Origin of the sequence: Undibacterium sp. SXout20W, from assembly GCF_049340285.1 — a bacterium.
In the GTDB taxonomy this organism is placed as follows: Bacteria; Pseudomonadota; Gammaproteobacteria; order Burkholderiales; family Burkholderiaceae_D; genus Undibacterium.
The window spans coordinates 129,385-142,629 of record NZ_JBMPPH010000006.1 but is presented as its reverse complement, the minus strand read 5'-3'; the positions used below and the strand labels follow the sequence as shown (position 1 = coordinate 142,629).

General features: G+C 49.0%; 10 protein-coding genes. 6 read left to right on the top strand and 4 right to left on the bottom strand.

What is annotated here, in order from left to right; genetic code table 11:
- Window positions 1-232: 232 nt before the first annotated feature.
- Both ACO0K1_RS05730 and ACO0K1_RS05725 read right to left on the bottom strand, forming a co-directional pair.
- Complete coding sequence (locus tag ACO0K1_RS05730) at window positions 233-4,114, bottom strand: SbcC/MukB-like Walker B domain-containing protein (protein ID WP_423023592.1); 3,882 nt, start codon at window positions 4,112-4,114, stop codon at window positions 233-235.
- The gene (locus tag ACO0K1_RS05725; RefSeq protein ID WP_423023590.1) at window positions 4,111-5,361 is read right to left on the bottom strand and encodes an exonuclease SbcCD subunit D C-terminal domain-containing protein; all 1,251 of its coding nucleotides are present in this window, start codon (window positions 5,359-5,361) and stop codon (window positions 4,111-4,113) included. Before ACO0K1_RS05725 ends, ACO0K1_RS05730 begins: the two co-directional genes overlap by 4 nt.
- 215 nt (window positions 5,362-5,576) lie before the next feature.
- Here ACO0K1_RS05725 and pxpB point away from each other — a divergent pair, with 215 nt between their 5' ends.
- From pxpB to ACO0K1_RS05710, 3 genes are read left to right on the top strand one after another with little or no spacing between them, the layout of a single operon-like run.
- The gene (pxpB, locus tag ACO0K1_RS05720) at window positions 5,577-6,269 is read left to right on the top strand and encodes a 5-oxoprolinase subunit PxpB (RefSeq protein ID WP_423023588.1); all 693 of its coding nucleotides are present in this window, start codon (window positions 5,577-5,579) and stop codon (window positions 6,267-6,269) included.
- A complete protein-coding gene (locus ACO0K1_RS05715; RefSeq protein ID WP_423023586.1) occupies window positions 6,262-7,188 on the top strand; it encodes a biotin-dependent carboxyltransferase family protein in 927 nt (308 codons plus the stop codon). Before pxpB ends, ACO0K1_RS05715 begins: the two co-directional genes overlap by 8 nt.
- Window positions 7,178-7,951 (top strand): 5-oxoprolinase subunit PxpA, encoded by a 774-nt coding sequence (locus ACO0K1_RS05710; RefSeq protein ID WP_423023584.1) that lies wholly within the window; start codon window positions 7,178-7,180, stop codon window positions 7,949-7,951. The genes ACO0K1_RS05715 and ACO0K1_RS05710 overlap by 11 nt, the downstream gene beginning before the upstream one ends.
- Window positions 7,952-8,084: 133 nt before the next feature.
- Here the strand turns inward: ACO0K1_RS05710 and ribD are convergent, their stop codons facing one another.
- Together ribD and apbC are read right to left on the bottom strand one after the other, a co-directional pair.
- Window positions 8,085-9,224: a bifunctional diaminohydroxyphosphoribosylaminopyrimidine deaminase/5-amino-6-(5-phosphoribosylamino)uracil reductase RibD gene (gene ribD / locus ACO0K1_RS05705; RefSeq protein WP_423023582.1), complete on the bottom strand. Its 1,140-nt coding sequence runs from the start codon at window positions 9,222-9,224 to the stop codon at window positions 8,085-8,087.
- 2 nt (window positions 9,225-9,226) lie between these two features.
- Window positions 9,227-10,315: an iron-sulfur cluster carrier protein ApbC gene (gene apbC, locus ACO0K1_RS05700; RefSeq protein WP_423023580.1), complete on the bottom strand. Its 1,089-nt coding sequence runs from the start codon at window positions 10,313-10,315 to the stop codon at window positions 9,227-9,229.
- A 319-nt stretch (window positions 10,316-10,634) separates the two neighbouring features.
- Between apbC and ACO0K1_RS05695 the strand changes: the two genes are divergently transcribed.
- The 3 genes from ACO0K1_RS05695 to pcp are packed head-to-tail and all read left to right on the top strand — an operon-like array spanning window position 10,635 to window position 13,024.
- Window positions 10,635-11,360: a DUF969 domain-containing protein gene (locus tag ACO0K1_RS05695; RefSeq protein WP_423023578.1), complete on the top strand. Its 726-nt coding sequence runs from the start codon at window positions 10,635-10,637 to the stop codon at window positions 11,358-11,360.
- A complete protein-coding gene (locus ACO0K1_RS05690) occupies window positions 11,360-12,349 on the top strand; it encodes a DUF979 domain-containing protein (protein WP_423023608.1) in 990 nt (329 codons plus the stop codon). Before ACO0K1_RS05695 ends, ACO0K1_RS05690 begins: the two co-directional genes overlap by 1 nt.
- A gap of 27 nt (window positions 12,350-12,376) precedes the next feature.
- The gene (pcp, locus tag ACO0K1_RS05685; protein ID WP_423023576.1) at window positions 12,377-13,024 is read left to right on the top strand and encodes a pyroglutamyl-peptidase I; all 648 of its coding nucleotides are present in this window, start codon (window positions 12,377-12,379) and stop codon (window positions 13,022-13,024) included.
- Window positions 13,025-13,245 lie beyond the last annotated feature (221 nt).

The window sequence follows — 13,245 nt, the reverse complement described above, 5'->3', positions numbered from 1 at the left end:
TTGGGTAAGATGTGTGTATGTCATTTCGGGCAACTTTGACTTGGAGGTCTGGAAGGCCGGATGCTACTGCATCTTCCCACCTTTAACCATTTATCTTCAGTTGCACTTCATAGTTGAACTCGCGATTTCAAGACTTTCTTCCCGAAATAAATACTTTCCGATGTAAGTTTTAAATAGGAATCTTGCTCTACGCTATTTACTTTTATGTTTGTGATTTATTAAATTTTTTTGTCTACCCCACGCTGACCACGCTTCTTCCTCCCGCCGTTCTCTGTACCATAATCTTGGTCGCAATGCGTTCCGTCATTTCTTGTACATGCGAGATCACGCCAACTTTGCGGCCTTGGGCTTGCAGGCTGTCGAGGGCGTCCATGGCGACTCTGAGGGTATCGGCGTCGAGGCTGCCGAAGCCTTCGTCGATGAACAGGGATTCCACTTTGACGCGGTTGCTTGACAATGATGCGAGTCCAAGTGCGAGTGCCAATGAAACCAGGAAAGATTCACCGCCGGACAAGGAATGGACCGAGCGGTTTTCATCGCCCATGTCCTGATCGATGACCATCAGCCCCAGGCTATCTTGTATGCGTTGCAGACGGTAGCGGCGGGCGAGTTGATGCAGGTGTTGATTGGCATAAGCGAGCAAGACGTCGAGCGTATATTGCTGCGCATAGTTCCGGAATTTTTTGCCATCGGCAGCGCCGATCAAATCATTTAATTGCGCCCAGATACGGTAACGATTTTCTTGTGTTTGCAAATCTTCAAGCAGGTCAGCAGCGTGCATACGGCGTTGATCGTCTTGCCTGATATTTGCTTGTAGCTGAATCAGACTTGCCTGTGCTTGCTGCTGACGCTGACTTAACACCTCCCGGCGTTCTTGCAGAGCAGAGACACTGAGCATATTGCTCTGCGTTTCCGAACGTTCAGAGGCATCTGCCGTATTGTTTTCTTTGTCGCTAGCAATTTCCTGCGCTTCGATATCAGCGCCTATGTCCGCGGGCAATGTAGCTGGTAATTGCTCACGGTGTGTCGTGCTTTGTTGATGGCGTTCTTGCCATACGGCGCGCGCATGTTGGCTGGCATTGGCGATGACTTGCAATGCCTGACGTTCAGTAGTAATCCATTCATTGCTATGTTGCAGCAAGGCGCTTAATCCGGTTTCATCCAGGACACTGTCTGAATTATTTTGATGTTGTTGCAGCCAATGAGTTAATCGTTGTTGCGCCTGAATCTGGTCTTGCTGATGTTGTGCCAGTCGTTGCTGTGCTTGCGCCAGAGCTTCATTTGACCGAATCAGTGCTTGTTGTTGTGCGCTCAGATGTTCGTTGTTTGTTGTTACTTGCGATTTAGCAGTCTGTATTGCTGCGTTGAATTTTTCTATCACTTTGGCGACAGCTTCACCTTCAAATAAGTGCAAACGTTGTTGCTGAAGCGTTTGTACTTGCTGTACGCACATTTGCAATTCATGGCTCAGGCGTTGCTGCTCTTGTTGCGCGTGTTGCTGGGTGCTGGCGAGCGTATTAAGTGCTAATTGCAGTGCTGTCAGTTCTTCACTCGCCTGTTGCAGATGATGCTGTTGGCTATGCCATTGTTGCGCTTGTTTTTCGCAATTTTGCTGAAATGCCAGAGGTGCCGCCTGCCATAGATCACGCCAGGTATCGCGCAGATTGTTTTCATTGTCCTCGACATCGCTATGTGCGTTGCGGACGATAAAAGCGGCATCCAATTCATCAAGCGTATGACTTAAGGCTTGTCGTGCATTCAGTACCTGCGTCGCAGCGTGGTCGCGTTGCGTTTGTGTATGTTGTAAGGCGAGCTGCGTCGCTTGCAGTGCTTCTTTAGTTTGTGTGAAAAAAATCTGACATTTGTCCCATGCAGCTTGCGCTGCATCTTTGGCACGCATTGCTTGCTGGTGCTGCGTCTCGCTATTTTTTAATGTTTGCAGTTGCTGATCAACTTCATTCAACGATTGCTCCAACCACGCCAATATCGGCTCACTTGTCGTTAATGTGATTTTCTGTGTTAGCTGGAACAAAGGGTGTTGTTGCCATGCTTGCTCGTGCGTCTGACATTGATAAAGTAAGCTATCGGCTTCTTGCTGCAAACGCTGGCGTAATTGGCTTTGTTGGTTGGCGATCGTCTGATGTTGATGCAAATGGTCGCGATGATATTGCTCTTGTTGCCGGCATGCTTGCAGCTGTTCTTGCAGTGTTTTTAACAGCGTATGTAATTGTGGTTGTTCCACCGCATACGGATGTTCAGTTGCGCCACATACCGGACAGGGCGCGTCGTCTTGCAATTGATGTCGCAAGGCTTCAACGTTTGCTGCGCAGGCCAGTTCGGCAGCTTTGAGTGCTTGCTCCGCTTGTTGTTGCGCGGCGCTTGCTGCCGGAAGTAGGGTTTGCGCTTGCTCTGCTTCACGGTGCGCTTGTTTGATTACCCCGTCTGACTGTGCTATCTGTGCTTGCAACTTATCTACGCGTTGTTGGTGTTCGTGTCGTTGATGCACCAGCTGCATGGCAGAATGAATCTGATCGCGTTGTTGTTCGGCGCTATGCTTTGCGTGTTGAAGCGCAGCAAGATCAAAACTCGCATATACCTTTGCTGACGTTTGCCGTTGCAATTCCGCGGCATCAAGTTGCTCTTGGGCGTCAATGAAGGTGCGTTGCTGTAGTTCCAACGTCGCTTGCTGTGTTTGCTGGAACTCATCAAAGTGCGCAACGCGCTGCTGCTGCATTTGAAGTTCATGCTGGGTTTGTGCCGCTTGTTTAAATAAGCGTTCCCAAATTGGCCATTGTTCTGCTAAGACGCTTAGTGATGCATGTTGTTGCAACCAGGTCTGCGCGTTTTGCAGGCGTTTCTCGCATTGTTTTACCAGGACTTGTTTATTGCTAAAGCTGGAAATTGCTTGCTCAGCTTGTTGCGTTGCGTGCGCCACTTGTTGTTGCAACGTCTGACGTACTGGCTGCAAGTTCGCAATGTGAGCGTCAAGCAGTTTTGCCTGGTCCAGATCACCTGCAGCGTTTGCATGGACTTGTTCACTTGCTTGTAATTGGGCTGTGGCGGTTTGCAAAGCAACTTGTGCTAACGCTTCTTGTTGTTTGATTTCTTCCAGCTTGATGAGTGTACTTTGGATACTCGCTGTATCTTGGATAATGTTGTTACTTAAACGCTGGAGATCCGCGACGATAGGGCGCGCGCTTTGCACGGCATCCAATTGTTGCAACAAGGCGTAACGCGGAGCGCAGGCTGTTTGTGCTTGTTCAGCCTGTTGTGCGGCCTCCGATGCTGATTGTTCTTGCTGCGCCAATTTGGCGGCATCTTGATGCCAGCGCAAATGTAAATCGATTGCTGCCACATACGCATCAAGCTGTTTCAATTTTTGTGATGCGAGCTGAATATCTTTTTGCAGTTGTTCGCGATCTTCGTCATTGAGTGGCTTGTTATCAGCCAGACGCAAATGAAAACGGTCTAATGCATCGCGCTCATCCTTGGCGCGTTGAAATGCGCGTTTCGACAGTTCTTCATAAATGACGCTACCGGTTAAGGTTTGCAGTAATTCACCACGCTCATTGTCATCCGCTTTTAAAAAACTGGAGAACTCATTTTGCGCTAATAACACTGCACGCGTAAATTGTTCAAACTTGAGCCCTATACGTTTGACGATTTCTTCTTTGACTTCAGTTTTTTTGCCGCCAATTGGTAGTAGTTCCGGTAGCTGATGCAGGGTCATGGTGGTTGGTTGCAAGCTACCGTTGGCTTTATTGCGCGAACGTCGGACGCTCCAGCGGGCGCGATACTGCACACCATCGTTACCGACAAAATCCACTTCGGCGTAACCATCGCCAGTGCCACGACGTAAGAGATTGCCGGTATCTTGCTGCGAGATCAGTTCTTTGCCATCTGGCAGCGTTTTGTTGCCGCCAGCCCTGACCAAGCGTGGTGTGTTTTCATATAAGGCCATGCAAAGGGCATCGAGCAAGGTGCTTTTGCCTGCGCCGGTTGGACCGCTAATCGCAAACAGGCCAGCCGAACGCAGCGGTTCTTGTTCAAAGTCGACGGCGAATTCGCCTGCCAGTGATGCCAGATTTTTTCCACGGAGGGCGAGAATTTTCATGCCTGCTCTCCGCTTGTTCCCAGCATCAGTTCGGCAAATGCTTTGCTTAATTCTGGTGGTGTCGGGGTGCCCTCTTCAGTGCCATATTTGCTTTGATACAAGCGCTCAAAAATCTGATCAGGTTGCAATTTTTCCAGTTCAGCCATGGTGTTGTTATCGCTGACTTGCGCATTTCTTTTGACGAAGGTAATTTCGATTTTCGCTAATCGGACAGGCTTTCCTTCCAGCGCCTGTTCTATGGTAGCGCGCAAACCAGGTTCCGGGGAGTCAAGTAAGACACGCACTTCTAGAAACGGCATACGTTCTGTCGGTGTATCACGTGGGATATCGAGTGCGGTTAAAGCCACCAATACCTTGGCTAATACCTGAGGTTGACGTGGCACCCGCAACAGTTCCACGGCGCGTGGCACATATAAGGGTGTAATGTCACCGACGCGCTCGCCATCCAGATCAACTTGCAACACCTGATGTTGATAATCAACTTCGGCAAATGATAAGGGAATCGGACTGCCGCAATAACGCAAATGGTCTTGTTTACCGACTTTTTGTGCCAGATGCAGATGCCCTAAAGCGGCATACGCAACATGGCTGTCAAAGATATTTGCCGATAAGGCTTCAGTGCCGCCGATGACAATGCGGCGTTCTGATTCTTCTGAAATTTCACCGGCTGTCATGTGGCAATGTCCGAGCGCGATAATTGCTTGTTGCGGTTGGCGCAGGTGCAAAGCGTATTCCAGTGTCTGTTGATAGAGCAGCGCAATACCTTCCATATAGGGATCGTTGGCATCTTCAATACGCGGCACGTCCCCGGGGCGCAAAAACGGAATCGCCAGACAGTACGCTGTAATCGCACCTTCGGCATTGCGTAGTGGTACCACTAATCGTTGCAGGTCGATATTCCCATCCAGATCGCGCGGCACGAAGCCGATGACCGTGACGTCGAGACTTTCCATCAGTGGTGCAGGTGCTTCCAGGCGCCCCGGAGAATCATGGTTGCCGGCAATAATCACGATTTGCAGATGCGGCTGCGCGGCTTTGGCTTGTTGCAAAAAACGGTAAAACTGCTTTTGTGCGGCGGCCGAAGGATTAGCCGTATCAAAAATATCACCCGATATTAATAAAGCATCTGCTTTCTGATGTGCCAGCGTGTAAGTCAGCCAGTCAAGAAAGGACTGATGCTCCGTAGTGCGTTCGAATTGATGTAAAGTCTGGCCTAAATGCCAGTCTGACGTATGGATAAAGCGCAAGAGAAATCCCTCTTCCAGAAACCGATTCTGAAACAAATTTTAGTACCGCTGAATATATCGCAGAAGCACATTGAATGTAAGCATCATTAGCGTAATGGCTTGAAACTGTGATAAATGCGGAAAGGTGAATTTTTAGTTTTTTTCCTGTCACGCAATTCTGTTACGATTCTGTTCTGCAATAACGTCACCTATGAAGTGAAAATGATCTGGAAGCCATGAAAACTATCGCTACGCGCACTGATATGCACTTTTATTTACTGGGCGAAAATGCCGTTGTCATGCAATCAAGTGCGACGATGAATTTGCACTATCAACGTCGGATTTGGGCCGTTGCACAAGTATTAACCGATGAAGATCAGTGCATCGATGTGGTGCCTGGAATGAATAATCTGACGCTGATTTTTGATCCCGAATTGCAGGCGGGGGCGGCGCTGATCGAAAGACTAAAAAGTTGCTGGGAATTGCTGGAAGCGGAGCAATTTATCCCCCACGAAGTGTTAATACCTGTGCAATATGGTGGCGAATATGGCCCCGACCTGGCACAAGTTGCCTCCCACACGGGATTGAACGAAGAGGCAGTGATTGCCGCGCATAGTGCGGCGGAGTATATGGTCTATTTTTTGGGATTTCAACCCGGTTTCGCTTATCTTGGCGGCTTACCAGCAAATTTAGCGACACCTCGTCGTGCAGAACCACGGCTTGCGGTGCCTGCTGGCTCGGTGGGCATCGGCGGCCAACAAACGGGAATTTATCCGGCTCAAAGCCCTGGTGGCTGGCAAATTATTGGACGTACCAATATAAAGTTATTTGATGTCAGGCGATCACAACCCAGTCTGTTACAAAGCGGCGATATCGTGCGCTTTGTCGATGTAAGAACTTTAGAGAATGCCGGGGCTCAGAATGATTGAAATTCTACGTGCAGGCATACAGACCACAGTGCAGGATCAAGGACGAACTGGTTGCCGTCATCTAGGTGTAGCGCAAGCTGGTGCACTTGATGCGCCGGCGATGTGGCTGGCAAACCGACTCGTCAATAATGCCGGTACGGCCGCTGGTTTAGAGATTGTTGCTGGACCGGTTGAAATTCGGTTTTTACGCGTCGGCTGGTTTGCCGTTTGTGGTGCGGATTTTGATGCAACATTAGACGATCAGCCACTATTTTGTGGCTGGCGATATCCGATAAAGAAAGGGCAAACACTTTGTCTGCGTGGCCCCAAATCTGGCATGCGTGCTTATCTCGCCGTTGATGGTGGCATTGAGGTTCCTGTCGTCATGGGCTCACGTTCTACCGATGTCAGCGCAGGATTTGGGGGCCATGAAGGTCGACCACTGCGAAATGGTGATCGCCTGCTCATGGGTGACACCTTCCCGCTCAAGAAAAAGCTAGGTACGCCACAACGACAATGGACGCCCGAAGTCAGGGTTTTACGCGGTCCAGAATTCGAAAAGTTTGACGAACATAGCAGGCAGCTCTTTTTTAAACATGCATGGACTGTGAGTACACAAAGTAATCGCATGGGCTACCGTTTGCAAGGTCCTGTTTTACAGCGCAATGAAAACATTGATTTACTATCGCATGGCGTCTTGCCAGGCGTGGTGCAAGTACCGCCAAATGGCCAGCCAATTGTTTTGTTAGCGGATTCACAAACCACAGGGGGGTATCCGCGGATTGCGGTCGTGATTGCAGCGGATTTATGGAAATTTGCGCAAGCGCCGCCAGGGCGGCAATTTTGTTTTGTCGAAACGGATCTGGAGAGCGCCAAAGCAGCGCGTCAGCAGTGGCAACAAGAGTTATACCGGTTTGAATGGAGTTTATATGGAAAATAAAACCTCAGCAGTATTATCAATCGATTTGAATGCTGATTTGGGTGAAGGTGGCGCGGACGATGCCGCTATTTTGGCGTGTGTGAGTTCAGCGAATATAGCTTGTGGTGGGCATACGGGAGACGAACACAGCATGCGTGAAGCTGTGCGGGCGGCACAACGTTATGGCGTGGCTGTTGGTGCGCATCCTAGCTTTGTCGATCGTGATAATTTTGGTCGCACTGAAATGCATTTACCCCTTCAACAAGTGTATGACGAGGTGTTGCAACAGATTAAAGCATTACAGGATATTTGTTCGTCTGAGGGCGCCCAATTGGTCCATGTGAAGCCGCATGGCGCTTTGTACAATCAGGCAGCACGAGACACTGCTTTAGCAGAAACGGTCGTCAAAGCAATCGCTGCTGCAGGCTCACAGCTACGCGTGGTTGGGCTAGCTGGTGGTGAGCTGATCCACGCCGCCCGCCGCGCTGGCATGTCTGTTGCTGAGGAAGCATTTGCCGATCGACGCTATAACAATGACGGTACTTTGGTGTCGCGCAAACTCCCGGGGGCGACAATTGATGATGTACCGCTTGCATTGCAACAAGCCATGCGCATGGTAAAGCAGCAGAAAGTGATTAGCATTGGCGAGCAAGAATTGAGCATGAACATTGACACGCTATGCCTGCACGGTGACGGCGCCCATGCCTTGCAACTCGCGCGAACTTTACGCTCTGAGTTACAACAAGACGGCATCAATGTAGCGGCATTTACGACATCACACTAGACATTAATCAGGACGTCGATGGCGTCCTTTTTTTCATTCATCGTGAAGTTCATTGTTGGGCGTAGTGACTCGGATTAGTGACTTGGATTCATTACTTGGATTCGTTGCCCGGCTTAGTTACTCTGTCCAGTGATTATGCGTCATTGCGACGTTTAAACCGCGCCAAGATCCTTACGTCATCGCCAATGCGTGTCAGTTCATGAATTGTTAATTCTTTGGCCTGATCAACGTGGGTTAATTCGGGGAAGGAAAATAAGCCAGCACCACTTCCCAGTAATTTGGGCGCCAGGTAAATTAATAGTTCATCGACGCAATCCTGCGTAATGAATGCACCATTCAGAATGGCACCGGCTTCGACATGTACTTCATTCAATTGACGACGTCCTAATTCCAGCATTAACTCTGGTAGATTAACCCGTCCTTGCTGATCGCTGATGCATAAGACCTCTGCGCCTCGCGCCTCAAGCAAAGCCCGCTTCGCAGCATGTTCTTGAGCGCACCCGATGATGACATTCGCATCATTGAATAGTTGCGCTTCAGGACTGATACGTAATTGTGGATCGAGGATAATCTTTTTTGGTTGTCGAGGAGTGGTAATGCCCCGCACTGTTAATGCGGGATTATCGGCCAGTACGGTTCCAATGCCAGTGAGGATCGCGTCTGCCCGTGCGCGCCAGACATGCCCGTCTTGCCGCGCTGCCGCGCCCGTTATCCACTGGCTTTGGCCATTTGGCAGCGCTGTTTTGCCATCCAGACTAGCTGCTACTTTCAGACGTACCCATGGCGTGCCACTTTCCATGCGTTTGAAAAATCCAACGTTTAATTCTTTCGCTGCCGATGCCAGATCTGACCAACCAAAATCCGCAGCGTTGGCGACGGCAATACCGGCGTCGCGCAAGATACCAAAACCACGACCGGCTACTTGCGGATTCGCGTCTTCGATTGCCGCAACCACCCGACGTAAGCCCGCTTGAACTAAGGCATTTGCGCATGGTGGCGTACGGCCAAAATGGCTACAAGGTTCTAAGGTCACATAAGCGGTTGCGCCGCGTACATCATGTCCGTTCGCCGCCGCATCGCGTAATGCTTGTATTTCAGCGTGTGCCTGACCAACTGCTTGTGTCCAGCCACGGCCAATCACGATGCCATTCTTAACAATCACGCAGCCCACCTTAGGATTGGGCGAGGTTTCTATGGTTGCGCGCGTAGCCATTTCCAACGCCATTTCCATGAAATGGCGTTCATCGCCTCCCAATGCGCTTGGCTGCGTCATGATCAGGTGTTTTGGATGGTAATTGTCGGGAATTTACTGCTCATATCTTTCGCTTTCTCCGCGACGCGAATTGCTACTTTGCGGGCGATATCTTTGTAGATCGCTGCAATAGGTCCTTCTGGATCTGCAATCACCGTCGGCTTGCCAGCATCCGCTTGTTCCCGGATTGACATCGTCAGCGGTAAGCGACCAAGAAAATCTATGCCGAAATCAGCACACATTTTTTCACCGCCGCCTTCGCCAAAGATCGCTTCAGCATGGCCGCAGTTTGAACAGATATGTGTACTCATATTTTCGATAATGCCGAGAATAGGAATATCGACTTTTTCAAACATTTTCAAGCCTTTACGCGCATCAAGCAGCGCTATATCTTGTGGCGTCGTGACAATGACAGCACCAGTGACCGGTACTTTTTGGGATAAAGTTAATTGCACATCGCCCGTACCCGGGGGCATATCGACAATCAGATAATCCAGATCACGCCAATTGGTTTGGGTTAATAATTGCTGCAACGCTTGCGTCACAATCGGTCCGCGCCAGACCATAGGTTCGTCAGGGTTAATCATAAAACCAATGGAAGATACTTGCAGACCGTGATTTTCCATTGGCTCCATGGTTTTTCCATCGACCGTCTCCGGACGACCAGAAATACCCATCAATAGCGGCTGTGAAGGCCCATAAATGTCGGCGTCCAGAATACCAACCGCTGCGCCTTCAGCAGCCAGTGCCAGCGCCAGATTGGCCGCCGTCGTCGATTTACCTACGCCGCCTTTGCCAGAAGCGACGGCAATGATATTTTTAACATTAGGCATCAATTTGACACCGCGCTGTACCGCATGTGCGACAATTTTTGCCTGAACATTGACGCTGACTTTGGTGATACCTGGCACATTCTGCAAGGCGGCAGTGACCAGATTGCGGATGAGTTCGAGCTGACTTTTTGCCGGATAGCCCAATTCCACGTCCAGGCTGACTTCTGTTCCGGTGATTTGGATGTTCTTGACGGATTTGCTCGACACCAGGTCTTTATTGGTATTCGGGTCGATCACTTGTAATAAGGTGTTTTTTACAACATCAGCGGTAAGCGTCATATATTTCTCCATTCAATGCCCGCAAGTCTAGCGCAAAACAGGAAAATCGAGGCGATACCCCTACATATTATGGTTTAATCGATTTCGTAGAAATTCAGGCTACTTTCTGTTATGTTCAATTCATCACTCAGAAAGTCCAAAAAAGTCTGAGATCGAACAAGAACAGATTTAAAGTAGATTTAACGTAGATTTAAATTAGATCAAAACACAAATGGCAAATATGCATTTGTAGGGTAGGTGCAACCCATGCCTTCACCATATTCGCTAGCATGAGTGATGTTTGGTGATTTATAAAAATAATATCGTTGGAGACAAAAATATGGATGTACAACAGTATTTGCCCTTAATCGGCATACCCATCATTGTTTTGGGTTTTGCCTTCCGCTTTAACCCACTGATGGTCGTCACGCTGGCCGGATTGGTCACTGGCTTGGCCGTTGGGATGGACGTCGGTGTACTACTAGAGACCTTTGGCGAGAAATTTTTAAACAGCCGCCAACTTTCCAGCTCGATTTTGATTTTGCCGATTATCGGTTTATTAGAACACTATGGCTTGCGAGAGCGCGCACAAGAGTGGGTCCGGGGAATACGCAGTGCCACGACGGGGCGAATTCTGATGTTGTATTTTGTTGTACGTGAATTGACGGCGATGATGGGATTGCTCAGCTTGGGTGGCCATGCGCAGACCGTACGTCCCTTGCTGGTGCCGATGACAGAAGGCGCTGCACAAAAGGCCTATGGCGATCTTCCTCCAGAATTGCGGGACCGGATTGCAGCCCACGCCGCAGCCTGTGACAACATTGCGTTGTTTTTTGGTGAGGATGTGTTTATCGCGTTTGGCGCAGTGTTATTAATGACGACTTTTTTGAAAGACAATGGTGTTGGCCAGATCGAGCCTCTGACTGTCGGTTTATGGGGCTTACCGACCGCAATTGCCGCACTTTTGATTCATCTGGTACGTCTATCCCGACTCGATGCAAAAATTGCGAAAGAAGTGCATGCATGGCGTGACGCGCAGCAAGCGATTCTGAAAGCGAGCGCATGATGAATAGCCTGTTTAATATTCATATCGTCTTTTATGTCATCGGTTTTATTTTACTTCTGGTCGCAGGATTGACTTGGCGCGATGCCTCCAATCCCAAGCGTTGGACAACCGGGTTATTTTGGTTCTTATTCAGCACCAGTTTCTTGTTCGGTGATTTGATGGTCGCGCAACTCGGAAAAACGCTGGCATTTCGTATCAATGGCGTCATCGTCTTAGTTCTTGCTCTGATCGCCGGGCTGAATTTTCTGGGCGCTGGTCAACATGCATTTGTCCCAGATCAACAATTTCAGGATAAGCTCAAAAAAATCGGCATGAAGATTTTTTTGCCCGCATTATCTATCCCGTTGATCACTGTTCTTTTAACTTTATTTGGTAAAGAAATTCAGTTTGGTGATTGGTATTTGCTCGATCAGAAAAATCTTACTTTGGCAGCGCTGATACTGGCTTGTATGTGCGCCTTAGGTTTTTCTTGTCTTGTGACACGCGGCACTCCGCTACAAGCCGTGCGCGAATCGCGCCGTTTGATCGATGCTTTAGGCTGGGCATTGGTGTTACCGCAGTTACTCGCTATGTTAGGAGGCGTTTTTCTGGCCGCTCATACTGGCCAAGCGATACAAGGCTTGGTTGCTCTGTTTGTCAATCCTGATAGCCGCATAGGGGTCGTTGTTGCCTATTGCGTGGGGATGGCGGTGATGACCATGATCATGGGGAATGGGTTTGCCGCTTTTCCTATCATGACCGCGGGAATTGCATTGCCGTTCTTAATCATCGGGCAACATGCCAATCCGGCGGCCGTGGTGGCGATCGGTATGTTCTCAGGGTATTGCGGAACGCTGATGACGCCAATGGCGGCGAATTACAATATCGTACCAGCGGCATTATTGGAGTTGAAGGATAAATATCTCGTGATAAAAACGCAGATACCAACGGCGTTGCTAGTATTAGTGTGCAATATATTGTTAATGTACTTTCTTGCTTTTTCTAAATGAAGCTTGGTGTTATCAATGCGTAAATTAATGCGTAAAATTTTACTGACTGGTTTTTCACCATTTGCTGCGGAGACCACGAATCCTTCCTGGGATGCCGTGGTTGCGCTGGATGGTGCAATCGTGGATGGGGCAATCATTGTGAGCTTGCAATTACCCTGTGAATTTGATCGGAGTTTGCAGGTATTAGAGCAGGCAATACAACAGCACCAACCGGAGCTGGTGTTAAGTTTGGGGCAAGCTGGAGGTCGGGTTGATGTCACGGTTGAACGTGTCGCAATTAACGTCAACGATGCACGAATCCCTGACAATGCCGGTCAACAACCGATTGATACAGCAGTCATCGAACATGGTCCCGTCGGTTATTTTAGTAGCTTACCGATCAAAGCCATCGTTGAAGCGTTGCACGAACAAGGTATTCCGGCATCGGTCTCCCATACGGCGGGTACTTATGTTTGTAACCACGTGTTTTATGGTCTTATGCATCTTTTACCTCAATACCCCACGGTAAAGCGTGCTGGTTTTGTCCACGTTCCGTATGCACCAAAGCAAGCGGCTGCACATCCTGGTATGGCAAGTATGGCCGTTACTACCATGACCAAAGCAATACGCTTGATCATTGAAACCAGCTTGCATACTGCGCACGATATTCACGTTTCTGGCGGCATCACTCACTAATTGCAAGTGTAGTAAGTTTTTGCACGGGTCGATCAGTCAATGGGTAATTTGATCTTTTGACTGATTTGCAGTGACTTGCTCGCTTGATAGGAATGCACTCTTTTTAGTGTCTTGCTTTGCGGCACATTTTTCATGAATGCAAAGTTAAGTTGCTCATACAAAAATTGCACAAATTACATAAATTGCGTAAATTACATAAATTGCATTATTTGTGCAAATTG

Bases quoted from the DNA above. Each gene is read 5' to 3' on its own strand.
- ACO0K1_RS05695 (WP_423023578.1), top strand. From the start codon at position 10,635: ATGGATGTACAACAGTATTTGCCCTTAATCGGCATACCCATCATTGTT.
- apbC (WP_423023580.1), bottom strand. From the start codon at position 10,315: ATGACGCTTACCGCTGATGTTGTAAAAAACACCTTATTACAAGTGATC.
- ribD (WP_423023582.1), bottom strand. From the start codon at position 9,224: ATGACGCAGCCAAGCGCATTGGGAGGCGATGAACGCCATTTCATGGAA.
- pcp (WP_423023576.1), top strand. From the start codon at position 12,377: ATGCGTAAAATTTTACTGACTGGTTTTTCACCATTTGCTGCGGAGACC.
- ACO0K1_RS05710 (WP_423023584.1), top strand. From the start codon at position 7,178: ATGGAAAATAAAACCTCAGCAGTATTATCAATCGATTTGAATGCTGAT.
- pxpB (WP_423023588.1), top strand. From the start codon at position 5,577: ATGAAAACTATCGCTACGCGCACTGATATGCACTTTTATTTACTGGGC.
- ACO0K1_RS05715 (WP_423023586.1), top strand. From the start codon at position 6,262: ATGATTGAAATTCTACGTGCAGGCATACAGACCACAGTGCAGGATCAA.
- ACO0K1_RS05730 (WP_423023592.1), bottom strand. From the start codon at position 4,114: ATGAAAATTCTCGCCCTCCGTGGAAAAAATCTGGCATCACTGGCAGGC.
- ACO0K1_RS05690 (WP_423023608.1), top strand. From the start codon at position 11,360: ATGAATAGCCTGTTTAATATTCATATCGTCTTTTATGTCATCGGTTTT.